General features: G+C 60.7%; 23 protein-coding genes. 13 read left to right on the top strand and 10 right to left on the bottom strand.

The genetic code is table 11. From position 1 onward, the window contains the following. Positions 1 to 414 precede the first annotated feature (414 nt). The 6 genes from ACQ4WY_RS01695 to ACQ4WY_RS01670 all read left to right on the top strand — a co-directional run bounded on the left by ACQ4WY_RS01695 (position 415) and on the right by ACQ4WY_RS01670 (position 6,856). Entirely contained in the window at positions 415 to 1,698 is a 1,284-nt protein-coding gene (locus tag ACQ4WY_RS01695) for a sigma-54 interaction domain-containing protein (protein ID WP_436502538.1), read from the top strand. A 366-nt stretch (positions 1,699 to 2,064) separates the two neighbouring features. After that, positions 2,065 to 3,612 (top strand): hypothetical protein, encoded by a 1,548-nt coding sequence (locus ACQ4WY_RS01690; protein WP_436502537.1) that lies wholly within the window; start codon positions 2,065 to 2,067, stop codon positions 3,610 to 3,612. Positions 3,613 to 3,799: 187 nt separating this feature from the next. Further along, on the top strand, positions 3,800 to 4,126 hold the full coding sequence (locus tag ACQ4WY_RS01685) for a hypothetical protein (protein WP_436502536.1): 327 nt from the start codon (positions 3,800 to 3,802) through the stop codon (positions 4,124 to 4,126). Positions 4,127 to 4,158: 32 nt separating this feature from the next. Next, positions 4,159 to 4,869, top strand: a complete 711-nt coding sequence (locus ACQ4WY_RS01680; RefSeq protein ID WP_436504378.1) for a C39 family peptidase — start codon at positions 4,159 to 4,161, stop codon at positions 4,867 to 4,869. A gap of 29 nt (positions 4,870 to 4,898) precedes the next feature. Continuing rightward, a complete protein-coding gene (locus ACQ4WY_RS01675) occupies positions 4,899 to 5,402 on the top strand; it encodes a hypothetical protein (RefSeq protein ID WP_436502535.1) in 504 nt (167 codons plus the stop codon). A gap of 116 nt (positions 5,403 to 5,518) precedes the next feature. Beyond that, positions 5,519 to 6,856, top strand: a complete 1,338-nt coding sequence (locus ACQ4WY_RS01670) for a transporter (RefSeq protein WP_436502534.1) — start codon at positions 5,519 to 5,521, stop codon at positions 6,854 to 6,856. Positions 6,857 to 6,907: 51 nt separating this feature from the next. Here ACQ4WY_RS01670 and ACQ4WY_RS01665 read toward each other — a convergent pair whose 3' ends face one another. Continuing rightward, positions 6,908 to 7,462 (bottom strand): DUF2939 domain-containing protein, encoded by a 555-nt coding sequence (locus tag ACQ4WY_RS01665; RefSeq protein ID WP_436502533.1) that lies wholly within the window; start codon positions 7,460 to 7,462, stop codon positions 6,908 to 6,910. Between the two features lie 709 nt (positions 7,463 to 8,171). On the opposite strand from ACQ4WY_RS01665, the gene ACQ4WY_RS01660 reads away from it, so the two are divergent. The 4 genes from ACQ4WY_RS01660 to ACQ4WY_RS01645 all read left to right on the top strand — a co-directional run bounded on the left by ACQ4WY_RS01660 (position 8,172) and on the right by ACQ4WY_RS01645 (position 12,662). Further along, the gene (locus tag ACQ4WY_RS01660) at positions 8,172 to 9,770 is read left to right on the top strand and encodes an ABC-F family ATPase (protein WP_436474397.1); all 1,599 of its coding nucleotides are present in this window, start codon (positions 8,172 to 8,174) and stop codon (positions 9,768 to 9,770) included. A gap of 137 nt (positions 9,771 to 9,907) precedes the next feature. Further along, positions 9,908 to 11,041: a quinolinate synthase NadA gene (gene nadA / locus ACQ4WY_RS01655; protein WP_133991278.1), complete on the top strand. Its 1,134-nt coding sequence runs from the start codon at positions 9,908 to 9,910 to the stop codon at positions 11,039 to 11,041. Continuing rightward, positions 11,038 to 11,904 carry a carboxylating nicotinate-nucleotide diphosphorylase gene (gene nadC / locus ACQ4WY_RS01650; protein ID WP_436502532.1) on the top strand — a complete coding sequence of 289 codons (867 nt, stop codon included), beginning with the start codon at positions 11,038 to 11,040 and terminating at the stop codon, positions 11,902 to 11,904. Before nadA ends, nadC begins: the two co-directional genes overlap by 4 nt. Continuing rightward, on the top strand, positions 11,904 to 12,662 hold the full coding sequence (locus tag ACQ4WY_RS01645) for a substrate-binding periplasmic protein (protein ID WP_436502531.1): 759 nt from the start codon (positions 11,904 to 11,906) through the stop codon (positions 12,660 to 12,662). Before nadC ends, ACQ4WY_RS01645 begins: the two co-directional genes overlap by 1 nt. 44 nt (positions 12,663 to 12,706) lie before the next feature. On the opposite strand, the gene ypfJ is transcribed toward ACQ4WY_RS01645, so the two are convergent. Next, entirely contained in the window at positions 12,707 to 13,600 is an 894-nt protein-coding gene (ypfJ, locus tag ACQ4WY_RS01640) for a KPN_02809 family neutral zinc metallopeptidase (RefSeq protein WP_436502530.1), read from the bottom strand. Between the two features lie 165 nt (positions 13,601 to 13,765). On the opposite strand from ypfJ, the gene ACQ4WY_RS01635 reads away from it, so the two are divergent. Beyond that, positions 13,766 to 14,659, top strand: coding sequence for a GNAT family N-acetyltransferase (locus ACQ4WY_RS01635; protein WP_436502529.1), 894 nt, complete (start codon positions 13,766 to 13,768; stop codon positions 14,657 to 14,659). Between the two features lie 23 nt (positions 14,660 to 14,682). Here ACQ4WY_RS01635 and ACQ4WY_RS01630 read toward each other — a convergent pair whose 3' ends face one another. Further along, on the bottom strand, positions 14,683 to 15,381 hold the full coding sequence (locus ACQ4WY_RS01630) for a DAPG hydrolase family protein (RefSeq protein WP_436502528.1): 699 nt from the start codon (positions 15,379 to 15,381) through the stop codon (positions 14,683 to 14,685). A gap of 107 nt (positions 15,382 to 15,488) precedes the next feature. On the opposite strand from ACQ4WY_RS01630, the gene ACQ4WY_RS01625 reads away from it, so the two are divergent. Then, on the top strand, positions 15,489 to 16,172 hold the full coding sequence (locus tag ACQ4WY_RS01625) for a TetR/AcrR family transcriptional regulator (protein WP_436502527.1): 684 nt from the start codon (positions 15,489 to 15,491) through the stop codon (positions 16,170 to 16,172). On the opposite strand, the gene ACQ4WY_RS01620 is transcribed toward ACQ4WY_RS01625, so the two are convergent. From ACQ4WY_RS01620 to ACQ4WY_RS01590, 7 genes are all read right to left on the bottom strand, one after another. Continuing rightward, entirely contained in the window at positions 16,135 to 16,815 is a 681-nt protein-coding gene (locus tag ACQ4WY_RS01620; RefSeq protein WP_436502526.1) for a DNA alkylation repair protein, read from the bottom strand. The two genes, ACQ4WY_RS01625 and ACQ4WY_RS01620, sit on opposite strands and share 38 nt — an antisense overlap. A gap of 67 nt (positions 16,816 to 16,882) precedes the next feature. Next, the gene (locus tag ACQ4WY_RS01615; protein ID WP_034756072.1) at positions 16,883 to 17,659 is read right to left on the bottom strand and encodes a peptidylprolyl isomerase; all 777 of its coding nucleotides are present in this window, start codon (positions 17,657 to 17,659) and stop codon (positions 16,883 to 16,885) included. 116 nt (positions 17,660 to 17,775) lie between these two features. After that, positions 17,776 to 18,555, bottom strand: coding sequence for a peptidylprolyl isomerase (locus ACQ4WY_RS01610; RefSeq protein WP_077404793.1), 780 nt, complete (start codon positions 18,553 to 18,555; stop codon positions 17,776 to 17,778). Between the two features lie 112 nt (positions 18,556 to 18,667). Then, positions 18,668 to 18,970, bottom strand: coding sequence for a BolA family protein (locus ACQ4WY_RS01605; RefSeq protein ID WP_436502525.1), 303 nt, complete (start codon positions 18,968 to 18,970; stop codon positions 18,668 to 18,670). Continuing rightward, entirely contained in the window at positions 18,967 to 19,596 is a 630-nt protein-coding gene (locus ACQ4WY_RS01600; protein WP_046682773.1) for a septation protein A, read from the bottom strand. Before ACQ4WY_RS01600 ends, ACQ4WY_RS01605 begins: the two co-directional genes overlap by 4 nt. A gap of 75 nt (positions 19,597 to 19,671) precedes the next feature. Beyond that, positions 19,672 to 20,073 (bottom strand): peptide-methionine (R)-S-oxide reductase MsrB, encoded by a 402-nt coding sequence (gene msrB, locus ACQ4WY_RS01595; protein WP_070218372.1) that lies wholly within the window; start codon positions 20,071 to 20,073, stop codon positions 19,672 to 19,674. Positions 20,074 to 20,082: 9 nt separating this feature from the next. Next, positions 20,083 to 21,561: a protein adenylyltransferase SelO gene (locus ACQ4WY_RS01590; RefSeq protein ID WP_436502524.1), complete on the bottom strand. Its 1,479-nt coding sequence runs from the start codon at positions 21,559 to 21,561 to the stop codon at positions 20,083 to 20,085. Between the two features lie 215 nt (positions 21,562 to 21,776). On the opposite strand from ACQ4WY_RS01590, the gene ACQ4WY_RS01585 reads away from it, so the two are divergent. Continuing rightward, on the top strand, positions 21,777 to 23,429 hold the full coding sequence (locus ACQ4WY_RS01585) for a 3-(methylthio)propionyl-CoA ligase (RefSeq protein ID WP_436502523.1): 1,653 nt from the start codon (positions 21,777 to 21,779) through the stop codon (positions 23,427 to 23,429). Positions 23,430 to 23,439: the final 10 nt, after the last annotated feature.

Below are 23,439 nucleotides of genomic sequence, written 5' to 3'. Positions count from 1 at the left end.
TATAATCGCTAAAAAAGAAAAGTATTTTTTAGCATCACAGTGATATACATCAATAAGATTGTCACAGATATACACAAATCTCGCTACCCTGCCAGAGAGCTGTTCCATCGTGTGCGTCTCTTTGCCGGTCCTTATCTTGAGTCATTGATTCTTAAGGATGCCATTCGTTGCGGATAGTTGACTGTGCAAGCTGCCTGTTTTTATTTTGCTGATCGCGCCATGTGGGTTTCTGAAAAGCACGATAGGTTTGCATGAGTGCGACAGCTTATCTGGCTGCCCTGCAGGGCGCTTCTTCTTGCGGGACGCAGTGGCGCGATGTTTTCTGACGATCACAGTCCCTTTGGAGGCTGGATGTTGAAACGACAGTTATTGTGTATTGATTTGAGTGGCAATGGTTTGCTGCATGGGGCAGGCATGCAGCAGTTTGCTGTGGCGTGGGAAGGCTGGCAAGTCTGTACCGTGACAGGCCTGGCGGCTGCGGCACGTGCGCTGCGCACGCAGACCTTTCCGGTTGGCGTCTTGATTTCTTCGTTCGACGGGCTGGGAGAAATCGACAGTTTCTTGCATCATCATTGGGAGATGCAATGGGTGGGCATTTTTCCACCACCCGCTTTGCAGACGGCCGCATGCCGGCGCTTGGTCCGTGACCATTGCCATGATTACCACACTTTGCCTGTCGACATGCTGCGGCTGCGACATACCCTGGGCCATGCCTACGGCTACGCCACTTTGCGCGAGATGCCGGACGCGCCTCTGTGCGCGCTGGAACAGGCTGATATGGCGCTCAAGGGCAATGGCGTCGCCATTGGCCGTTTGCGGCGCCAGATAATCAAGGTCGCTGCTGCCAGCGCGCCGGTGCTGATCTGGGGCGAGTCGGGCAGTGGCAAGGAACTGGCAGCGCAAGCCATACATGTCCATTCAGCGCGGGCGGCAGGTCCCTTCGTGCCCATCAACTGTGGCGCCATTCCGGCCGGCCTGGCGCAATCGGAGCTGTTTGGCCATGAACGGGGCGCCTTCACGGGAGCCACGCGCGACAAGCGGGGCTTGATCGAGTCAGCGGCCGGAGGCACGATATTTCTTGACGAGATAGGCGACTTGCCGCTCCCCCTGCAAACCAATTTGCTGCGCTTTCTACAGGAAAAAACGATTTACCGTGTCGGCGCCACGCAGAGCACTGCTGTTGACGCGCGCGTCATTGCTGCTTCGCATGTCAATTTGCTGGAGGCAGTGCAGCAGGGGAAATTTCGCGAGGATTTGTACTACCGGCTCAATGTGCTGGCGCTCGATGTCCCTCCTTTGCGCGACAGGAAGGAAGACTTGATGTTGCTGGCAAATCATTTTTTTGCCACCTATGTGGCGGAGCGGGCGCCGATGGTCAAAGGCTTCAGCAACGCTGCCGTCGAGGCGATTTGCAATTATGCCTGGCCGGGCAATGTGCGCGAATTGATCAACCGGGTGCGACGCGCCATGGTGATGGCGGAAGGCCGGGCGATCATGCCGCAAGACCTGGGCTTGTCCGTTGCGGACGCGCCAGGCGCCGATGTCGCACTCGGCAGTATTCGCTTGCGCTCGGACCGTGACGCCGTGCAGGCATGCCTGGCCAGTGCCGGCAGCAATGTCAGCAAGGCCGCACGCGATCTGGGCGTGTCTCGCATGACGCTGTACCGGATGATCAAAAAGCTCAATATCGAATGTTGAACCTGACGCCTCAGGGGACGTTCTTTGTCCTGCGTGTGGATAGCCGTAGCGAAAACGGTGTAACATGATTGATACAGTCGCAGGACGGGTATGATGTTCTGCAAGTGCTTGATTTTAAATGAGTATTTCTGTTTTTGCAAGGCGGTTCTGAAAAGTGGGTGGCGCACAGCTGTGACAGTTTTTCGTTTTTTGTTTGCCAAGTTTCCTAGGGGAATGCCCTGTAAGCCGAAGCTCATCGAATAAGGCGTTGTAATTCAATGGCTTGGCTCAGTGCTTTATCGCTGGCACCAAATTTGCTGTGAAGCTATGGACCCGACGAGTCAGTCTGGTGCCAGCATCCTGATTAACTTTTAAAGAGGAACTGCAATGAAAAAAACTCTCATAGCGGCAGCGATCACGCTGGCCTTTAGCTTCAGCGTCCATGCCCAGAACAATGGCTCGACCAGGGTCGATGATGTCACGGGTGTCAATACCCAGACGGCGAGCAACACCACGACACTGTCTGGCGCCGGGCCCGGGGCGAACGGGCATTCCACCGCTACGCAAGATAATAACTCGGACCAGAATAACGACAAGAGCACAGGGCAAAACAATAGCAGCGGCAACGCGAATGCCAGTGCGCTGGGCGCATCCGCAGCAAACAATGGCGGCACCAGCACCAGTAGCGCGGCAAATGCCTTCAATACTTCGACGGCAACGGCAGCGAGCACCCTGAGTGGCGCGGTGTCGGGCAACCAGGTCAGTAACATCGGCAATTACGCCACCAATAGTGGCAATACCAACGGTGGTACAGGCAAGGGTGGCATTGGCGGCAGTGCACTGGGCGGCAGCGCCTTTGGCAAGGGCGGCTCGGGCGGCGACGCCACCGGTGGCGCAGGTGCCGCGGGTGCGAGCGGTGGAAACGCCAGGAATGGCAGTGCCATCAATGGCGCAGCGGTCGTGGGCGACAGCACGGCCGGTGCAGGTGGCGCAGGCGGACTGGCCAAGAATGCCAGTAGCGGGGACGCCGGTGCTGGCGGAGCAGGCGGCGCAGGTGGTCGCGGTGCGGCCGGTGGTGATATCTATGGCGGCAACGGCGGCAGGGGTGGCTTGGCAGGCAGTGCCACGGGCGGCGCTGGCGGCGATACTGGCCGCACGTCAGGCGGCAACGGCGGCGATAGCGGCCAATCCATCGGCGGTGCAGGTGGCGACGGTGGCTACAGCCGTAGCGCCGCTGGCGGCGATGGCGGTAGCGGCAGTGCCAACAGCCACGCCAGGAATGCGGGTGGTGGCGTCTCCACTTCCACCGGTGGTACTGGGACGGGCGGTGCCGGTGGTGCCGGTGGCACCAATACAGCGGGTGCAGGTGCCGCAGGCGGCGGAAGTGGCTCAGGTGCCGGTGGTGCTGGCGCTGCATTGACGAGTACGGGTGGCGCCGGGGCCGCGGCAACTGGCGGTGCCGGTGGTGCCGGTGGTGCCGGTGCGGGTGGTACCAGCACTGGCGGCAGCGGCGCCGCTGGTGCGGCGGGCGGCAGTGGTGGCAGCAGCGGGCTGGCGCAAAACACGGGTGGCGCCGGTGCGGCTGGCGGCAGTTCCAGCAATGGCAGCGCAACAAACGGTTCGCCTTCGAACGGCAGCGCCAATGCCGGTGCTGGCGGCGCTGGCGGTGCCGGCGGCGGCGGCAATACCGGTGGCGCTGCCGGTAGCGGTGGCACGAACACTGCCGGCGCGGCAACAGGCGGTGCGGGCGCTGGCGGCACGGGTGGTGCTGGCGGTACGGTGGCTGTCAATGCAGGCACCTTCGACATGTCCAACACCATGACCGGTACCGCGCAGTCGGCGGCCGGCTTGCTGGTCATCAGCCAGAACAGCGGTATTTCTTCGCTGATACAGCAAAGTGTGACGGTGCAGGCCAATCTGGCAGTGGGACACTAAGCTAGCGGTTGCTTGGTGTCAGGCTCCGCCGCGGCAATGCTGCGGCGGAGCATCGCAAGTCATGAACAAGGGGATGAGCATGCGCCTTTTTTTTCATTCGATATGCTGTGCCAGCCTGGTCTGTCTTTCCACAGGCGCCATGGCTGCACAGGAAGCAAGGGCGCTGCCCTTGCTTGCCGGGCCAGAGTTGAGTCTACAGATTATTGCTCTGACGAACACTTCGCTGACGGCGCTGATGCCGTTGACGGCGGATAGAACCTTTGCCGGGAGCCTTGGCCGGCCCGCTGGCGAATACGCGCTGGATCAGGCGCGTGGCGGCACCGATACCGTTACCAATGAAGCGCGCCTGAGTGGCTTTGTCACTGGTAACTCGGCCAGCTACATCAGCACGGGGGCCAACACCATCGATGGCGCCGCGTTTGCCAACGCTTCCGGCATCCCGATCGTCATTCAGAACTCGGGCGCCAATGTGTTGATCCAGAACGCCACCATCATCAATTTGCAGTTGCGCTAGGCATGACGATATCCAGCACATTCTCGCTGTTCATGCTGTGCCTGCCCTTGCTTGGCGGGCTGGCATCCCCAGACGCTGGCGCGGCCGATATCGGCGCCTTCGGCAGCGCGCGCTTTGATGTGCCAGTTATCAGCATGCGCGAGGCGCGTTTCCAGCGCACCTTGCATCAGCAATACGACTTCAGTTGTGGCTCCGCCGCGGTGGCCACCCTGCTGACCCATCATTACGCCGATCCTGTGACGGAGGAGTTTGTTTTTGAGCAAATGTACCAGCAAGGTGATCAGCAAAAGATCCGCCGCGAAGGATTTTCCTTGCTCGATATTAAGCGTTTCCTTGGGACCCGAGGCTTTCTGGCCGACGGGTTTCAGTTGCCGCTGGATAAGTTGGTCGAGGCGGGCTTTCCCGCCATCGTGCTGGTGGCCGAGAAAGGCTACCGGCATTTTGTCGTGGTCAAGGGGCTGAACCAGAGCCGCGTGTTGATCGGTGATCCGGCCGGCGGCACGCGGGCCATGCCGCGCGCCGGTTTCGAGGCGATCTGGCAGGGCCGTTTGCTGTTTGTGATCCATGGACGCGCGACGCCTGCCACACCGGGCCCGGCGGCGGCTGAGGTGGCAATGCAGGAGGCCCGCTTCAACGATGTCGATGACTGGCGTGCGGCGCCGCAAGCGCCACTGGGGATGGCGATCAGCCGCAGCGGCCTCGATCAGGTCACCATGCCGAAGAATGATGGTGGGAATTTTTAATGGCGGGCAAACGCCGCGCTGGAGGATGTATGCACAAGAAAGAGCGGTGGATGGCTGCCAGCCTGGCGTGCCTGCTTGTTGCCGCGCAGAATGCTCACGCTGCACTGCCGGAAGCGGGATGGACGGCGGTCAGCGAGGAAACGCTGGAGCAGGCACGGGGCGGCTTCGACATGCCAGGTGGCTTGAGCCTGTCTTTGGGAATCGAGCGCCTGGTCAGCATCAATGGCAACGTGGTTTCCAGCGTGGCGTTCACGATTGCCGATGTGGCGCACCTGAGCGTCGAGGAAGCGAGCCTGGCGCGTACGGCAATCACGTCGATGAATGTCTTGCAAAATGGCGCCGGCAACGTATTCTCACCAGGCCCGATGGCGCAAACGATGGCCGCCACCGTGATCCAGAACAGCTTGAATGACCAGGTCTTGCGCACCCAGACGATCGTCAATAGCAGCGTGAACAGTCTTGCATTGCTGAAGTTGGCGAACTTTCAGGACACCTTGCAAAATGCGCTAAGCACGGTGGCAGGTCCCAAATAGGGTTTTCAGCAAGCCGCCTGGATTCCCCGGGCGGCATCGTGCAGTAGCGCCGGGCCTTTGCGGTGGTGTTGCCAGGGCCGGCTACTGACAGGCAGGGCTTGTCATCGGGAGAGACTATGCGGCATCTTTACTTATTGCGATTCGGTACGATGGGTGTGTCGGCGTTGCTGCTGTGTACGGCCGTTCAGGCCCAGCAATCGCCCGGCACCGGCCAGGATGATCTGGTGGCGCAGTTGGCAAGCCTGAAGGCGCAACTGGCCGAACAGCGGCAGCAGCTGGAACTACTGCGTGCATCGATGCAAGAGCAGCAGCACCGCATTGAGGTGCTGCAGGGTGCTGCGCCTCTCGACAATAACCTCCTGGCCAGGCAGCGGGGCACGGGTTTGCGGGGGGCATATCTGTCGCTGGCGGAGGTTCAGGACACCGCGTCCGCTCCAGAGACGCCGCCGCCATCGACGCCCCAGCCGGTGGGGCAAGCTCCCAGCCCCCCCATCCGGCCGCCTGAGGTGGCGCCGCTGTTCGAACAGCCAGGCGTGCTGACGCCCAAGGGAAAATATGTGCTGGAACCGTCGATGCAATTCGGTTACTCGTCCAGCAATAGGGTTGCCCTGGTCGGCTACACCATTATTCCCGCATTGTTGATCGGTTTGATCGATGTGCGCGAAGTCAAGCGCAATACCTTCACGGCCGCCCTGGCCGTGCGTACCGGTTTGAGCAACCGTCTTGAAGTCGAAGCCAAGGTGCCCTATGTCTATCGTTCTGATGCCACCGTCAGCCGCGAACTGTTTACGGGCACGGCCGTAGAGCGGGTTTTCGACACCAGCGGGCGCGCCTTGGGCGATATCGAGGTGGCCGCCCGTTACCAACTGAACAATGGCGGCACCGATAAGCCATACTACGTGGCCGGCTTGCGCTTCAAGTCGCGCACCGGACGCGATCCGTTCGAGGTCGTCACCGATTGTACGCAACGCTGCGTGGGCGAGAATGTGACTGGTACGGGCTTGCCGATGGACTTGCCCACCGGCTCCGGTTTCTATTCCCTGCAGCCCAGCCTGACCTGGCTGTTTCCCTCTGATCCGGCCGTATTCTTTGGCAGCATCAGCTACCTGCACAGCTTCAAGCGCACCGATGTCAGCCGCCTGGTGCTCAATGGCGTGCGCGAACCTCTGGGCACCATCGAGCCTGGGAAAATTTTCGGCGTGAATTTCGGCATCGGCCTGGCGCTGAATGAAAAGGCGTCGCTCAGCCTGGGCTACGATCACAGCAGCGTTGGACGCACGCGTCAAAATGGCGTGACCGTGCCCGGTTCCGTGCGCACGCAGCTTGGTACCTTGCTGATGGGGTTTTCGTATCGCCTTAGCAAGGACCGGAGCTTGAACGTGTCGGTGGGCGCCGGTCTGACGCGCGACACCCCGGACGTTTCCATTTCGGTCCGGGTGCCGATGACCTTTTAACGGCGGGCGGGGAGGGCAAGGCAGCCCCGACAGGCTGCCGCTCGCTCGCCCCTAGCGGCCAGCCATCGCCGACGCAATCTCGATCGAACTCAGTTTCCAGCCCCACACGCCATGGCGAAGCAGGACCAGCGCGCCTTCCTGCGCATTGCCATCCTTCGCCCGCACGACGAAGGTGTTGACGCCGGCATAGCCTGCGGAATAGTCGGCCTTCTTCTGCGCGCCATCGGCGGGCGCATCCATATTCGCACTCGTATTCGCATCTGCTTGCGGGCTGACCGCGCTCTTGTTGACCAGCGCGACGACGCCGGCAGGCGAGACCATGGTGTCGACCATCTTGCCCAGCATGGCGCTGGCGATCGACTGGCCCAGGGCGGCCAGCGGGTTGCCGCTGCCGGCTGTCGCTTCGATGCTGCTGGCCATGCTGGCCTCCAGCTGCGTCTTGACGCTGGTGCGCAGGGCGGGGAAGTCCACGTGCGCGGCCAGGGCGTCGGCGTTGCGCTCGGCCAGCGCGGTCTCGATCTGGTGCAAGGAATAGTACGGCGAAGCGTAGACGGTGACAGCGATGACAATGTCGGCCGCAGCGGCGGCAATGGTAATTTTTTTCAAGTGATGCCTGTGCGGTGAAAAGGGAGAAATGATATCGGCGTGCCGGCATGCGCGTCAGCGCCGACTGTGCCACGGCAGCGTATCTGTTAAATGAGGAATTAGCAATAATATTTTTTTATTATCACCTTGCCTGCGTTGTCCGTCATGGCGGCGCTGATCTTGAAGATGGGAACGACGTTCGCGCCCAATGGGTGCGTAACGCCAAAACCGTACATCGGCACGGAGATCGTGATCACCGGCAGGCTGGCATTCTCCGGTGTTGGGGCGGCAAGCGAGACTTTCCCCGACTCGCGCAGACGGTTTCAAATTCCTCGCGGACGATGGTTTCGATCGATATTGAATTGTCCTTCAGATAGTTGCCGAAGGATGCCAGCACGTCGACAGGGGATTGCGATGACGTTGAGCCTGCTACGTTTTGCACCAGTGTGCCGCCAATCGCGCCGCCAATGGCACCAAACATCATGCCAGGATTTGCGTAGCTGTTGGCAGGAAATCAATGAGAATGTATTTTTTTTGCCATCGATGTACGGATGCGATCATCGCAGGCGGCGGCTGGTCATGGTCGGGGAGGCGGGGGCGCGGAGGGTGAATCCGCCATTGCGGCGGCTGCCGTCCCCAGCGGCCACTATAGAGGGAAGAGGGTGGGTGCTGTATAATGGGAGAAAAGTACTTAACTAGCTGTTTTAACTGAATAAAGACCCAATATCACATGCTATCTACAGCTAACATTACGATGCAGTTTGGCGCCAAGCCATTGTTTGAGAATATCTCCGTCAAGTTCGGCGACGGCAACCGCTATGGTTTGATCGGCGCGAACGGCTGCGGCAAGTCGACGTTCATGAAGATCCTGGGCGGCGACCTGGACCCGTCGGGCGGCAATGTCATGCTCGATACCAACGAGCGCCTGGGCAAGCTGCGCCAGGACCAATTTGCGTTTGAAGACATGCGCGTCCTCGACGTGGTCATGATGGGCCACACGGAAATGTGGGCCGCCATCCAGCAACGCGACGCGATCTACGCGAATCCGGAAGCAACGGATGACGACTACATGCAGGCAGCCGATCTGGAAGGCAAAGTCTCCGAATACGACGGCTACACGGCCGAATCGCGCGCCGGCGAACTGCTGCTGGGCGCCGGTGTCGCCATCGAGCTGCATCAAGGTCCGATGAGCAATGTCTCGCCAGGCTGGAAGCTGCGCGTGCTGCTGGCGCAGGCGCTGTTCTCGAACCCGGATATCCTGCTGCTCGATGAGCCGACGAATAACCTGGATATCAACACGATTCGCTGGCTGGAAGACGTGCTCAACGAGCGCAACTCCACCATGATCATCATTTCCCATGATCGCCACTTCCTGAACCAGGTCTGTACCCACGTGGCTGATATGGACTACGGCACCCTGAAGATTTATCCAGGCAATTACGACGAATACATGTTCGCTTCGACCCAGGCGCGCAACCAGCAGCTGGCCAACAACGCGAAAGCGAAAGACAAGGTTGCGGAGCTGCAGGAATTCGTGCGCCGCTTCGCCGCGAACAAATCCAAGGCCCGCCAGGCCACGTCGCGCGCCAAGCAGATCGAAAAGATCAAGGTCGACGACATCAAGCCATCGTCGCGTGCCTATCCGTTCGTGCGTTTCGACGGCGAAAAGAAATTGCATCGCCTGGCCGTGGAAGTCGAGAACATCTCGAAAGGTTTTGACCGCCAGCTGTTCAAGAATTTCAGCATCATGGTCGAGGCGGGCGAGCGCATCGCCATCATCGGCGCCAACGGCGCCGGCAAGACCACCATGCTGCGCTGCATCGCGGGCGACATCGCCGGCCTGCAGCCTGATCAAGGCCGCGTGAAGTGGGCGGAAAACGCCAACGTCGGCTACATGCCGCAAGACCCGACGGAAGATTTCGCCAAGGACACGAACCTGACCGACTGGATCGGCCAGTGGACGAAAGAGGGCGACGACGACCAGGCCGTGCGTTCCATCCTGGGCCGCTTGCTGTTCGGCGGCGACGATGTCAAGAAGGCCGTCAAGGTGTTGTCCGGCGGTGAAAAGGGCCGCATGATGTACGGCAAGCTGATGTTGGGCCGCCACAACGTGCTGATGCTCGATGAACCGACCAACCACATGGACATGGAATCGATCGAGTCCTTGAACATCGCGCTGGAAAAGTACGCGGGCACCCTGATCTTCGTCTCGCATGACCGCGAATTCGTGTCTTCGCTGGCCAATCGCATCATCGAGATCAAGGAAGATGAAGTGGTCGATTACCGCGGCAACTACGAAGACTATTTGAAGAGCCAGGGTATTGATTAATATCTAAGGCAATATGCCGGATGAGGCGCCAGTCGCGCATCCGGCAGCACCACACCGACGCGCCGCGGTTTTTTCGTTCCGGCGCACTTGCTTCATTGCGTTCGTGCCGGTCTATCCCGTTTTTGTTTGACACAGCCATGCAAACTTTAGCCATCAAATCCGTCGAGTATGAACATCCACAAGACGGAGCCAGCTGCACTGCCCACGCCTGGGCACGCACGCCAGCGACGCCTTCCCCGGCTGAAAAAGCCGAACTGATCACGCGCATCAAGCGCCTGCTGATCGAGCGCGAAGCCGTGCTCGTTGCCCACTACTACGTTGATGCCGACCTGCAAGACCTGGCGGAAGCCACGGGCGGCTGCGTCTCCGATTCCCTGGAAATGGCCCGTTTCGGGCGCGACCATCCGGCCAAGACCCTGGTCGTGGCCGGCGTGCGCTTCATGGGCGAAACGGCAAAAATCCTCAGTCCCGAGAAAACCGTGCTGATGCCCGACCTCGACGCGACTTGTTCGCTCGATCTCGGTTGCCCGGTGGACGAATTCACGGCCTTTTGCGACGCCCATCCGGATCGCACGGTGGTGGTCTACGCCAATACCAGCGCGGCCGTCAAGGCGCGCGCGGACTGGATGGTGACGTCGTCCATCGGCCTCGACATCGTTGCCCACCTGCATGCGCAGGGCAAGAAAATCCTCTGGGCGCCAGACAAGCACCTGGGTTCGTATATCCAGAAGGAAACGGGCGCCGACATGCTGCTGTGGCAGGGTAGCTGCCTGGTGCACGACGAATTCAAGGGCATCGAACTCGATCTGCTCAAGGAAGAGTATCCGCAAGCCAAGGTGCTCGTGCATCCGGAGTCGCCCGCGAACGTGGTGGCGCTGGCCGACATGGTCGGTTCAACGTCGCAAATGATTGCGGCAGCGCAAACCATGGATACGGATACCTTCATCGTCGCCACCGACAACGGCATCCTGCACAAGATGCGCGCGGCCGCACCGGGCAAGCGCTTCATCGAAGCGCCCACGGCCGGCAACAGCGCTACGTGCAAGAGCTGCGCGCATTGCCCGTGGATGGCCATGAATGGCTTGCTGAACCTGGCGGAAACGCTGGAAAACATGCACAACGAAATCCACGTCGATCCCGCCGTCGGCCAGCTGGCCGTGCGCTCGATCAATCGCATGCTCGACTTCGCTGCCGCCAAGAAGGCGGGCCTCAAGCCAGGCGCGGACCTGGCAAAAGAAACCACATTGTTCCAAGGAATCGGTCCAGCATGAGTACCCTCGTTAATTCTTTCGCTCCCTTCGATCCGGCCCTGGCGCGCGCGTTCGAAGGCAATTTGCTGGCCGCCTTGCTGGAAGACGTGGGCCAGTGCGACCTGACGGGCGAACTGGTGCCGCCTGACCATATCGTCACGGCCAGAGTCATCGTGCGCGAAGCGGCCGTGCTGTGCGGCGCGCCGTGGTTCGAAGGCATCATGAAAAGCCTGGACCGCAGCATCGATATCGCCTGGCATTACGCCGAAGGCGACATGATGACGGCCGACAGCGTCGTCTGCACGATCCAGGCGCCCGCGCGCGCCTTGCTCACGGCCGAGCGCAGCGCCCTCAATTTCCTGCAACTGCTGTCGGCCGTGGCCACGGCCACGCGCCAGTACGTCGATGTGGTCGCCGGCACCAAGGCGTCCATCCTCGACACGCGCAAGACCCTGCCTGGCCTGCGCCTGGCGCAAAAGTATGCGGTGCGCGTCGGCGGCGGCAAGAACCAGCGCCTGGCCCTGTACGATGGCATCCTGATCAAGGAAAACCATATCGCGGCCGCGGGCGGCGTCAGCCAGGCCCTGGAAAATGCGCGCAATCTCGATGCGGGCGTGCCCGTGCAGATCGAGGTGGAAACCCTGGCGCAATTGCAGGAAGCGCTGGACGCGGGCGCTGTCTCCGTCTTGCTCGATAACTTCAGCAACGACATGATGCGCGAAGCCGTGGCCTTGACGAATGGCCGCGCCTTGCTGGAAGCGTCGGGCGGCATCAATGTCGACACCGTGCGCGCCATTGCCGAAACGGGCGTGGACCGCATCTCGATCGGCAGCCTGACCAAGGATGTGCGGGCTACCGATTACTCCTTGCGCATCGTCGGCTGATGAACAGGGCAGGGCGGCGCCTGCTGGCTTTGGCGCTGCTGTGGCCGGCATTCGCCGTGCCAGTGCAGGCACGCGAGCTGCTGGCCGTGGGCGCGCAGTTCGAGCGCGTGTTCGAATACCAGGATAGCGGTGAATATGCTGGCCTGGGCGCGGACCTGCTGCGCCTGATGGCGGCGCGCACAGGTCATACCGTGCGTTTTCGCATGGTGCCATGGGCCCGCGCGCAAGCCATGCTGGTGCAGGGCCAGGCCGATATCCTGATCGGCCCCTACAAGACGCCCGAGCGTATCGCCAGCATGGCGTTTTCCGACAAGCCGTTTTACCAGGACCAGATGGTCTTTTATGCGCGCCAGGACGCCAGCTTCGGCTGGGATGGCGACTACGCGGTGCTGAAGAACCGTCGGGTGGTGCTGCTCAATGGCTGGGCCTATGGCGCGGACTGGGAGCGTGTGCGACCCGGCTTGCAGGTCAGCGTGGCCAACAATGTGGAAAATGGCTTGAAGATGCTGGTGCACAATCACGTCGACGTGTTCGTCAGCAACCGCCGCAATACCGACCCCGTGATTGGCCGCCTGGGCTATGGCCGCCAGGTGAAACCTTTACCCAAAGTCATCGACATACAAAACGGTTATTTCGCTTTCCCCCGCTCGCCCACCTTCGACAAGCTGCGCCTGCAGTTCGACCAGGAGTTGAATGGCCTGATCGACAGCGGCGAACTGAAAAGACTGGGCAAGCGCTACGACGTCAGCGTGCCCTGATTGATGCGCATGCCGTCCCGCAGGGCGGCATGCATGGCTTCCATTTACAGCTGGCGCGCTTCAAACGTGTTGCACTGGGAAATCTGGCCGCTTTCGATGCCCTTGCTGAACCAGCGCACGCGCTGTTCCGAAGTGCCGTGCGTAAACGAATCGGGCACGACATGGCCTTGTGACTGGCGCTGCAGCGCATCGTCGCCGATGGCCGTGGCCGCCTTCAGTGCCGCTTCCACGTCGCCCTGTTCGAGGATCTTGCGATCCTGGTTCGCGTGATACGCCCACACGCCGGCAAAGCAGTCGGCCTGCAATTCCAGGCGCACGGACATGGCATTGGCCTGGCGTTCCGATTGCGTGCGGCGCGCCTTGTCGACCTTCTCGGACAAGCCCAGCAGGTTTTGTACGTGGTGGCCCACCTCATGGGCGATCACATACGCCTCGGCAAATTCGCCCGAGACCTTGAAGCGCTGCTGCATCAGATTGAAGAAATCGAGGTCCAGGTAGACTTTCTGGTCACCGGGGCAGTAGAAGGGCCCGCTGGCGCTCTGGCCCGTGCCGCAGGCCGTCGGCGTGCTGCCGGAAAACAGCACCAGCTTGGGTTTCACATAGCTGCCGCCTTCGGCCTTGAACAGGGCGCCCCACGTATCTTCCGTATCGGCCAGCACGGTTTTGACGAAGCGCGCCATCTCGTCCGATTCGGGCGGCTGGTGCGCCGGTGCCTGGCTTTGCTGGGTGCTGACCTGGCCACCACCGCCGCTGAGCAAATTCAGCAAGGTCAAGGGATTGACTCCCAGCACATACGAGCCGACGAGGGCGATGACAATGGTGCCGATGCCGATCGAGCGGCCGCCAAAACCAAAGCCGCCGCCACCGCCGCCCCCACCACTGTCTTCACCACGGCGGTCTTCCACATTGTCGCTTTCGCGATTGCCATCCCATTTCATAATATCTACTCCTGCTGCGATTTGCGATTGATTGGTGACGTTTAAAGATGCCTCTTGGGACGAATCTTATAACGAGTCTTATAATTATCGCAGCAAACCGCGCCGCGACAGGAGCGACAGTGTTACGCTTTGCAACTTTCCAACCATTCCACAACAGGTGCACGCATGGCGCTTGCCAACGATACACGCATTTCACCCGCAACGCTGGTCCAGGCCCAACTCGACGCTTATAACGCACACGATGTGGCTGCCCTGCTGGCCATCTATGCGGATGACGCACAGCAATTCCAGCATCCCGATACCTTGCTGGCCACGGGCAGCGCGCAAATCGGCCCCCGTTTCACGGACCGTTTCGCGGCCAGCAAACCGCGGGCGCAGTTGCTTAACCGTATCGCCTGCGGCAAGCTGGTGATCGACCATGAAATCGTCCATGGCGACGCGCCGGACGGTGTTTCCGCGCAGGAACTGGTGGCGACGTATGAGGTGGAGCAGGGACGCATCGCACGTGCCTGGTTCAGCTTTGGCGCCTTGACCAGCTTGCGCGTGGCGCTGCCGGCCGATGTGCCTGCCATGAATGCGCTGATCGCCCGTTCCGGCGTGGCACTGAGCGCGGGGTTTTATACACCCGAGCAAGCCGCAGCCGTGACGCGCCACGTGTTTGGCGTCGATACGCAGCTCGTTGCCGACAGGACGTATTTCGTGATAGAACGCGATGGCGTCATGCTGGCCTGCGGCGGCTGGAGCCGGCGCGCCACCCTGTATGGCGCCGACCGCGCCAAGAGCGGGCCGGACCCGCTGCTCGATCCGGCCAGCCAGCCGGGGCGCATCCGCGCCTTCTTTGTGGAGCCCGCAGCCGCCCGCCAGGGCCTGGGCAGCATGCTGATGCGCCATTGCGAACGCCAGGCGCTGGCCGCCGGTTTCAGTGCGCTTGAACTGGCCGCCACCTTGCCCGGCGTGCCCTTGTACCTGGCCAGCGGTTTTGCCGTGACCGAAGAGTTTCATCTGGACTTGCCCGATGACATCAAACTGCCGCTGGCGCGCATGCGCAAGCGGCTATAAGGGGCGGCCTTACCTGTCATGTTTTACCAGGGCAGCGGCGCCTTTTCCCCGTTGGCGTGTTCGCCGTAGTACAGCGACGGCAGGAAGCGCGACAGATAGGTAAATTCGCTGTAGCAATGGCGCAGCAGGTTCAGGCCAAGCACATCGGGCACATCGCGCACGGGATCGAGGCTGTTACGACCCAGCAGGAAGCGGCTGCGCAGCACGCAGCCGGTGGGCGTGTCGCGCGTCAAGTGCAGCATTTCGCCATCGAGCGGGTCGCCTTGCGGGTCCAGTTGCACGTGCTCGCCGAAGCCGATGCGCGCGCAGATGGCGGCCGACAGGGCGCCGCTGTCCTTGGCCTGCTGCAGTTGCGCTGGATCAAACACGTCTTTTGGATCATGGAACTTCAGCTTTGCTTTCACGGGCGGAATGTCGCCCAGGGATTCCACCGCCTCGATCGAGGCGCCGTAATAACTCTCTCCCTTTTTCCACGCGCTGTTCCAGCCGTGATGGGCCACGTGATCGTGCGGGTGCCACCACTTGATGTGCTGCGTCGTCTCGAAAAACGTAAACCACCAGTCCAGCATGCGCCCGCTGCAGCCGTGCAGCTCCGTGCGCGCCGCCACCAGCAGGCAGCCATTATCCAGGCGCGCGATGCCCGTTTCCAGGTGCAGGGGAAATGGGTCGAGCAAGTCGCCCGTGCCGGTGATGTTCCATGGGAATTCAATATGCTTCGTCATGTCGTTCTCCTTTGTTAGGGTGAGGCAATTATATATTAAAGAAACACATAACGTTTCCTAAATATGTTTCAGTGTAAAATTGCCCATCGATCAAGCTTGGAGTCGGCATGCAGGAAGAAGAGAGCAAGGCTTTGCGTGGGCGGGGCCGTCCGGCGCGTCCACCCGAGGAGGCGCGCGAGGCGGCCGTGCAGGCGGCCACCTGGCTGCTGCTGCACGAAGGCTATGCGGCCACGACCATGGAAGCGGTGGCGCGCCACGCGGGCATGGCAAAAAAGTCGCTGTATCAATATGCTGCGAACCGCGAAGAACTGGTGGCCCTGGTGGTGCGCGGCTGGACGGATGCCTTCCTGCCGGCCATGGCGCACGATGCGGCCGCGTCTGGCGAAGTACTGCCCTTATTGAAGGAGATCTTGCAGGCGATGGCGGCGCGCGTGCTGACGGCGGACGCCGTGGGCCTGTTCCGCCTGCTGTGCACGGAGTTTCCCGCTCGAATGGATTTACTTGCCGTGTATCAGCGCAACGGCATCGAGCGGGGCACGGCCTTGCTGGCCGAGTGGCTGCAGCGTCAGGCGGCGCGCGGCCATCTGCTGCTGCACGATGGGCACGATGGGCACGAAATGGCCGGCTTGCTGCTGGCCATGGTGATCGCCGAGCCGCTGCGGCAGATGGCGCTGGGCTTGCTGGCGCCCGTGCCGGCCTGGGATGCCGCACCGCGCATCGATGCGGCGCTGCGATTGCTCGGTGGGCAGGCGTTCAAGGTGGTTGATGCTTCAGCGCTTCGCGGTAGCTGAGCGGCGATAGTTGCTGGCGGTGCATGTTGGCAAACGCCGTCACGGCCTCGGGCGCGTGGCGCGCGTAGTCGCGCAAGGCCCAGCCGATGGCCTTGCGGATGAAAAACTCGTCTTCATGGGCCAGCGCCAGGGCCGCGTCAAATAGCCAGGCGGCATCCGTGTGGCCGCGCCAGCCCAACTGGTGCAGCATGGCGATGCGGCGCAGCCAGAAGTCCTCATGGTGCAAGGTGCCATCCATGTGCGCATGGCCGTCGCCGCCGCGCTGTTGTTCCGCTTGCAACACCTCGCCGACGATGCCCGCCATGCCGTCGACGCTGTCCCACCAGGCGCGCTGGCGCGCCAGTGCCAGCAGGGCAGGGATGTGCTCCGGTAGTAGTTGCCGCCGGTGCAGTGCCAGCATGTCGAGCGCCACATGCTGGTATTCGCGTTCCGGTTGCTGCCACAGCCGTTGCGCGTGTTCCAGCAGCGTCACGGGATCGATGCCCTTCAGGCCCGTCAGCAAATTCCTGGCGGCCAACCTGCGCTGCGGCGCTGCCACGCCCAGGAACACGAACTGGTCGCGCATATAGGCTTGCATGGGCGCGGCGCGGCTGGGATCGGCGGCCGTTTCCAGCGCGGCTTTCAGTTCTGCATGTAGATCCATCGCATCTCGCTTTTTTTAGGCGTAAAAAAAGCGCCCCCAGGGAGCGCTTTTTCATGCCTATCCAATATTATTGAATCTTGGCCTTTTTCATCAGTTCGTCGCGGTAGGCGGCGAGTTTTTTCTGTTGCAGCGACTCGGCCACTTGACCCTTGACTTCTTCCAGTGCCGGCAGCTTCGTCGGACGGGTTTCTTCCAGCTTGATCACGTGGAAGCCGAATTGCGATTGCACTGGCGTTTGCGTGACCTGGCCTGGTTTCAGGGCGACCATGGCGTCGGAGAATGGCTTCACGTAGGAAGCTGGGCTAGCCCAGTCCAGGTCGCCGCCGTTGGCTGCGGAACCGTCTTTCGATACTTTTGCCAGTTCTTCGAACTTGGCGCCGCCTTTCAGCTTGGCGATGATGTCTTTCGCTTCCGCTTCGGTGGCTACCAGGATGTGGCGTGCATGGTATTCCTTGTCGCCGGCTTGCGCCTTGAACTTGTCGTACTCGGCCTTGATTTCAGCGTCCTTGACGGGGTTTTTCTTGACGTAGTCGGCCAGCAGGGCATTGATGATGATGCTTTGACGGGCATTGTCGATTTGCGACTTGACTTCCGGACGCGTGCCGTAGCCTTGCTTGTCGGCTTCCTGGATCAGTACTTCACGGCCGATCAGGTCTTTCTTGATGGCTTCGCGCAGTTGCGGCGAATCCGCTTGTTTGCCTTGGGCGACGACTTGCTTGACGACTTGATCGACGCGCGACGATGGGATGGCCTTGCCATTCACGGTGGCCACGTTTTGCGCGAACGCAGGGATCGCTACAACGGCGACCAGGGCTAAGATCAGGCGGGCTGGCTTCAAAATCATGTTCATTCCTAATAAATTTACAAAAACTGATACAAGAGATCGCGACTGCCGTGCAGTTCGCGTTCAGGCGCAGAATACACGACCGGCGCCGAAAGGGGCGCCGGGGAGGTCAGTTCTTACTGAACTTTCGCTTTTTTGATCATTTCTTCCTGATACGCTTGCAATTTCTTTTGCTGCAGCGCTTCGGCGATCTGTGGCTTGACTTCTTCCAGGGTTGGCAGTTTTGCCGCGCGGGTGTCGTCCAGTTTGATCACGTGGAAACCGTTAGGCGTTTGCACCGGGGTGTCGGTGACCTGGCCTTTTTGCAGTTTCACGAAGGCGTCGGAGAACACTTTCGGGAAGGACGATGGTGCTGCCCAGTCCAGGTCGCCGCCGTTGTCGGCCGAGCCGGCATCTTTCGATTGCTTGGCCAGGTCTTCGAACTTGGCGCCGCCTTTCAGCTTGGCGATGATGTCTTTCGCTTCGGCTTCGGTAGCTACCAGGATGTGGCGCACGTGGTATTCCTTGTCGCCGGTCTGAGCTACGAAGCGGTCGTATTCAGCCTTGATTTCAGCGTCGTTGACGGGATTCTTTTTCAGGTAGTCGCCGACCAGGGCGTTGATGACGATGGCCTGGCGTGCGTTCTCGATTTGCTGCTTGACGGCTGCATCTTTACCGAAACCTTTGTTTTCCGCTTCTTGCATCAGCACTTCACGGCCGATCAAGTCCTTCTTGATCATTTCGCGCAGTTGCGGCGAATCCGGTTGCTGGCCTTGGGCGACGACTTGCTTGACGACTGCATCAACGCGCGACGATGGGATAGGCTTGCCATTAACAACGGCAACATTTTGCGCAAAAACAGGTACCGCGACAACGGCGAGTAGTGCGATCAGCAAGCGGGCTGGCTTAAAAGTCATTATTAAATCCTGTTAGGGAAAGTTTCGTAAAAAACGCATGGAAAGAAATCCAGACATGGCGCCAGGTGCAATGGCATACCCAAGTGATCCGGGTACGCCAAAAACGCCATCCTTATGCTACCTCGGACGGCGCCAATGCCACAATCGCCAATGCATGTATCTCATTATGCATCATATCGTGCACGGAATCATACACCAGTCGATGGCGCATGACGAGCCTGAGCCCTTCAAATTGACTAGAAATAATCCGCAGATTGTAATGGCCTCCGCCTGAGGCGGCGCCCGCATGGCCCCGGTGGCGTGCCGAGTCGTCTTCCAGCACGCATTCCAGAGGGGAAAGTGCTGTTTCCAGGCGGGTACGAATACGCTGCATCCGCGTTTCCGGCGAAGTGTTCTCGGTGGTGGTATTCATCATGCGTCTTCCTTGATATGTTTGGCCAGGAACAGGGTTTGCGCCACGATGAAGGCAAAGAAGATGCCCGTCGCACCAAACGCCTTGAAACTGACCCAGGCAGCCATGTCGCCCTTGTACAGCACGAAGGCGACGAACAGGTTCAGCGCGCCGATGGCGCCGAAGAAAATGATCCACGCGGCCAGCAACTGGTTCCAGACGGCATCAGGCAATTGCACTTGCGCTTCCATGGTTTTGCGGATCAGGTTTTTCTTGAAACCCACGTGGGCGATCAGGAGCGCCAGGCCGGACAGCCAGTAGATCAGGGTCGGCTTCCATTTCAGGAAGAAATCGTCATGCAGGTAAATGCTGGCGCCGCCGAACACGACAAAGATGAACAGCGACAGCCACAGCATACCGTCGACCTTGCGTCCGCGCAGCAGCAGGTAGCTGACCTGGCAGGCGGTGGCGACGATGCCGACGAGGGTGGCGAGTATCCACGGCGCCTGGTCGGCCTTGATCAGGCCGCCTGATACGAAGCCGGACAAATATTGCTGCACGAAATCGTGCGTGGCCGCTTCATACATGCCGCCCAGTTTAAATGCGGCGAAGAAGGCGATCAGGGGGAATAGGTCGAATAGAAATTTCATGGCGAGACTTTACACTGGTCTTATTAGAATCATCTTAGGAATGGCTTAGGAGCAACGCCCAAGCCGTTGCCGGCATCAAGGCTGCGGATCGAAGCGCAAGGAGGCTGAATTGATGCAATAGCGCAAGCCGGTTGGCGGCGGGCCGTCCGGGAAGACGTGGCCCAGGTGGGCGTCGCAGACGGCGCAGACGATTTCCGTGCGCACCATGCCGTGGCTGCGGTCGACGATCTCCGTTACATTGGCCGGATCGAGGGCCTGGAAATAGCTGGGCCAGCCGCAGCCGGAATCGAACTTGGTATCCGAGGCGAACAGGGGCGTGTTGCAGCAGACGCAGGTGTAAATGCCATGTTCATGGTGGTCCCAGAACTTGCCCGTGAAGGCCCGTTCCGTGGCCGCATGGCGCGTGACTTCGTATTGCATCGAGTCGAGCATGGCGCGCCATTCGGCGTCGGTTTTTTTGACTTTATTCGTGGTCATAATGACTCCTCAGGATGAGCAACTGACTTCAAGGTGGCTGGCCCAGTCGGGCGGCAGGGCCGCATAGTGCTGGTGTTCGGGCTGTTCGTCAAATGGCTTTTGCAAAACTTCCAGCAATGTCGCCACTTCCGTGTAGTCATGCCGCTGGGCTTTCTCGATGGCTACTTGCGCCAGATAGTTGCGCAGCACGTATTTCGGGTTGACCTGGTTCATGGCCGCTTGCCGCTCGGCATCGACACTGTGCTCCTGCCGCAGGCGGGCACGATAAGTTTCTGCCCACGTATCGAAGGCGGGGCGGTCGATGAACATGTCGCGCAGCATGGTGTCGTGCTCCGGCGCGGCCACCTGCAGCGTCGCCAGGGCACGGAAAAAGTTGGTGAAATCCACGTGATTGGCTTGCATCAGTGCAAACATGCTGTCGAACAGTTGCGTATCGTCGTCCTCGCTGGTCTGCAAGCCCAGCTTGGCGCGCAGCAAGGCATTCATCTTGTCCGCGAAGGCGGGCTGGTAGCTGTCCAGCGCGGCCTGCGCCTCGGCCACTTCGCCGATCAGGGGCAGCAGGGCCTGGCCCAGGGCATAGCAATTCCAGTGACCCACTTGCGGCTGGTTGGCATAGGAATAGCGGCCCTGCTGGTCCGTATGGTTGCAGATGTGTTCCGCGTCAAACGCTTCCATGAAGCCGAAGGGGCCGTAATCGAGCGTCAGCCCCAAAATCGACATATTGTCCGTGTTCATCACGCCATGCATGAAGCCTACTGCTTGCCACTGCGCAATCATGTGCGCCGTGCGCACGCACACTTCGGCCAGCAAGGCTTGATATGGATTTGATGCGGCGCGCAAATGGGGATAAAAACCGTCGATGACGTAATCGGCAAGGATTTTCAGCTCGTCCGGCTGCTTACGGTAAAACCAGTGTTCGAACGAGCCAAAGCGCACGAAAGTGGGCGCCATGCGCGTCACGACGGCCGCAGTCTCGACTGTTTCGCGCATGATGCCTTGCTGCGAACCCATGATGGACAGCGCGCGCGAGGTGGGAATACCCAGCGCCGCCATGGCTTCCGAGCAGAGGAATTCGCGGATGGACGAGCGCAGCACGGCGCGACCGTCGCCCATGCGCGAATACGGCGTGGCGCCGGCGCCTTTCAGCTGCAACTCCATCGGACCATGTTCTGTGGCGATATCGCCCAGCAGGATGGCGCGGCCATCGCCCAGCTGGCCGGCCCAGACGCCGAACTGGTGGCCCGAATACACGGCGGACAGGGGCAGCGAACGCTCGGCCACCGTATTGCCACTCAGCAGCGCCACATAATCGGCTTGCGCCAGGCGCGCGGCATCGAGGCCAACCAGGCTTGCGGCCGGCGCGCTGGCGGCCACGAAATACGGGGCGGGCAGGGGTGTGGGCATCAAGCGCGTATAGAACGCGGGCGGCAATGCCGCGAAGGCGTTATCCAGTGGTAAGGTATGAGCGGTGATGGCGATTCCATTCAAATAAGATGTAGCGGCAAGGTGCGCCAGCCTGGAATGCGATTTTACCGCACAGCGCCAAGGCGTGTGGCGGATGTCCGGGCGGCTAAAAAACGGAATCAAAAATTCCATGCTGCAATGCAATATCGAAATGCGTTGACGATTTCCGCACGACCGTACGAAACTAAGGAAAGTCTGTAAATTCCAACAATAACCGAGTATCCAAACCAGGAGACACGATGTCGGCATTCCCCTTGAGTCCAGTGATGGGCCAGATGATGAATCAGCCCCTGCTGATTTCCAGCATTATCGAGTTTGCAGCGCGTCATTATGGGGGCAGCGAAATCATTTCGCGGCGTGTGGAAGGCGATATGCACCGCTATACCTACCGCGATTGCCACCAGCGCGCGCGGCGCCTGGCGAACGCCTTGCATGGCTTGGGGGTGGGCATGGGCGACCGGGTCGCCACGCTGGCCTGGAATGGTTACCGCCACCTGGAAGCATACTATGCCGTGTCCGGCTCGGGCGCCGTGCTGCACACCATCAATCCGCGTTTGTTTCCCGACCAGATCGCCTACATCTCGAATCACGCGGAAGACCAGGTTTTACTGTTTGATTTAACCTTCCTGCCCGTGGTGGAGAAAATCGCCGCCGACTGCACCAGCGTGCGCCACTTCGTGCTGATGTGCGACCGCGAGCGCATGCCCGCCAGCAGCAGCATCCCCGACCTGCTGTGCTATGAAGACTTGATCGCCACGCATTCCGACGATTACGCATGGCCCTTGTTCGATGAAAATGCGGCCGCGACCCTGTGCTACACCTCGGGCACGACGGGCAACCCTAAGGGCGCCCTGTATTCGCATCGCTCGACCGTGCTGCACGCCTATGCCTCGGCCATGCCCAGCGCGCTGAACGTGCGCGCTTCCGATACCGTGCTGCCCGTCGTGCCCATGTTCCACGTGAATGCGTGGGGCTTGCCGTATTCCGTGCCCCTGTCCGGCGCGCGCATGGTATTTCCCGGCGCGGCGCTGGACGGCAAGTCGCTGTACGAATTGTTCGAGGCGGAAAAAGTGACGTTCTCGGCCGGCGTGCCCACCGTCTGGCTGGGCCTGCTGAATCACGCCTTGCAGAATGACTTGAAATTTTCCACCTTCCGCCGCACGGTGATCGGCGGCGCGGCGTGCCCGCCGGCCATGATGGATACCCTGATCGACAAGTTCGACATCGAAGTCATCCACGCCTGGGGCATGACGGAAATGTCGCCGCTGGGCACGGCCGGCGGCTTGCAGACCAAGCACCTGGACTTGCCGAAGGATGAGCAGCGCAAGATCCTGCAAAAGCAGGGCCATGCCATTTACGGCGTGGACATGAAGATCGTCGACGATGACGGCAAGGAATTGCCGTGGGATGGCGTCGCTTACGGCCATTTGCTGGTAAAAGGACCGTGGATCATTTCTTCGTACTACAAGAACGAGGGCGGCGAAGTGCTGCAGGATGGCTGGTTCCCCACTGGCGACGTGGCCACAATCGACTCGGACGGCTACATGCAGATCACGGACCGCAGCAAGGACGTGATCAAGTCGGGCGGCGAGTGGATCGGCACCATCGACCTGGAAAATCTGGCCATGGCGCACCCGGCCGTGCTGCAGGCGGCCTGCATCGGCGTGTTCCACCCGAAATGGGATGAACGGCCCGTGCTGGTGGTGGTGTTGCGTCCCGGCATGACGGTCACGCGCGACGCCTTGCTGCAATTCTTCGAGGGCAAGATCGCCAAGTGGTGGACGCCCGACGACGTGCTGTTCATCGACGCCTTGCCCATGGGCGCGACGGGCAAGATCCAGAAGAACAAGCTGCGCGAGCAGTTCAAGGGCCACCAGTTGCCCGGCATGTAGCGCTACGCCG

It is taken from the genome of Janthinobacterium salmonicoloratum, from assembly GCF_051380845.1.
Classification (GTDB): Bacteria; Pseudomonadota; Gammaproteobacteria; order Burkholderiales; family Burkholderiaceae_D; genus Janthinobacterium; species Janthinobacterium lividum_F.
The sequence above is the reverse complement of the archived record's forward strand: the minus strand, read 5'-3'. Positions and strand labels throughout refer to the sequence as shown.

Coding starts and splice junctions, on each gene's coding strand:
- ACQ4WY_RS01620 (WP_436502526.1), bottom strand. CDS start 16,815: ATGGATCTACATGCAGAACTGAAAGCCGCGCTGGAAACGGCCGCCGAT.
- ACQ4WY_RS01600 (WP_046682773.1), bottom strand. CDS start 19,596: ATGAAATTTCTATTCGACCTATTCCCCCTGATCGCCTTCTTCGCCGCA.
- ACQ4WY_RS01660 (WP_436474397.1), top strand. CDS start 8,172: ATGCTATCTACAGCTAACATTACGATGCAGTTTGGCGCCAAGCCATTG.
- msrB (WP_070218372.1), bottom strand. CDS start 20,073: ATGACCACGAATAAAGTCAAAAAAACCGACGCCGAATGGCGCGCCATG.
- ACQ4WY_RS01605 (WP_436502525.1), bottom strand. CDS start 18,970: ATGATGAATACCACCACCGAGAACACTTCGCCGGAAACGCGGATGCAG.
- ACQ4WY_RS01630 (WP_436502528.1), bottom strand. CDS start 15,381: ATGACGAAGCATATTGAATTCCCATGGAACATCACCGGCACGGGCGAC.
- nadC (WP_436502532.1), top strand. CDS start 11,038: ATGAGTACCCTCGTTAATTCTTTCGCTCCCTTCGATCCGGCCCTGGCG.
- ACQ4WY_RS01585 (WP_436502523.1), top strand. CDS start 21,777: ATGTCGGCATTCCCCTTGAGTCCAGTGATGGGCCAGATGATGAATCAG.
- ACQ4WY_RS01680 (WP_436504378.1), top strand. CDS start 4,159: ATGCTGTGCCTGCCCTTGCTTGGCGGGCTGGCATCCCCAGACGCTGGC.
- ACQ4WY_RS01625 (WP_436502527.1), top strand. CDS start 15,489: ATGCAGGAAGAAGAGAGCAAGGCTTTGCGTGGGCGGGGCCGTCCGGCG.
- ACQ4WY_RS01610 (WP_077404793.1), bottom strand. CDS start 18,555: ATGACTTTTAAGCCAGCCCGCTTGCTGATCGCACTACTCGCCGTTGTC.
- ACQ4WY_RS01675 (WP_436502535.1), top strand. CDS start 4,899: ATGCACAAGAAAGAGCGGTGGATGGCTGCCAGCCTGGCGTGCCTGCTT.
- ACQ4WY_RS01695 (WP_436502538.1), top strand. CDS start 415: ATGCAGCAGTTTGCTGTGGCGTGGGAAGGCTGGCAAGTCTGTACCGTG.
- ACQ4WY_RS01670 (WP_436502534.1), top strand. CDS start 5,519: ATGCGGCATCTTTACTTATTGCGATTCGGTACGATGGGTGTGTCGGCG.
- ACQ4WY_RS01635 (WP_436502529.1), top strand. CDS start 13,766: ATGGCGCTTGCCAACGATACACGCATTTCACCCGCAACGCTGGTCCAG.
- nadA (WP_133991278.1), top strand. CDS start 9,908: ATGCAAACTTTAGCCATCAAATCCGTCGAGTATGAACATCCACAAGAC.
- ACQ4WY_RS01645 (WP_436502531.1), top strand. CDS start 11,904: ATGAACAGGGCAGGGCGGCGCCTGCTGGCTTTGGCGCTGCTGTGGCCG.
- ypfJ (WP_436502530.1), bottom strand. CDS start 13,600: ATGAAATGGGATGGCAATCGCGAAAGCGACAATGTGGAAGACCGCCGT.
- ACQ4WY_RS01690 (WP_436502537.1), top strand. CDS start 2,065: ATGAAAAAAACTCTCATAGCGGCAGCGATCACGCTGGCCTTTAGCTTC.
- ACQ4WY_RS01615 (WP_034756072.1), bottom strand. CDS start 17,659: ATGATTTTGAAGCCAGCCCGCCTGATCTTAGCCCTGGTCGCCGTTGTA.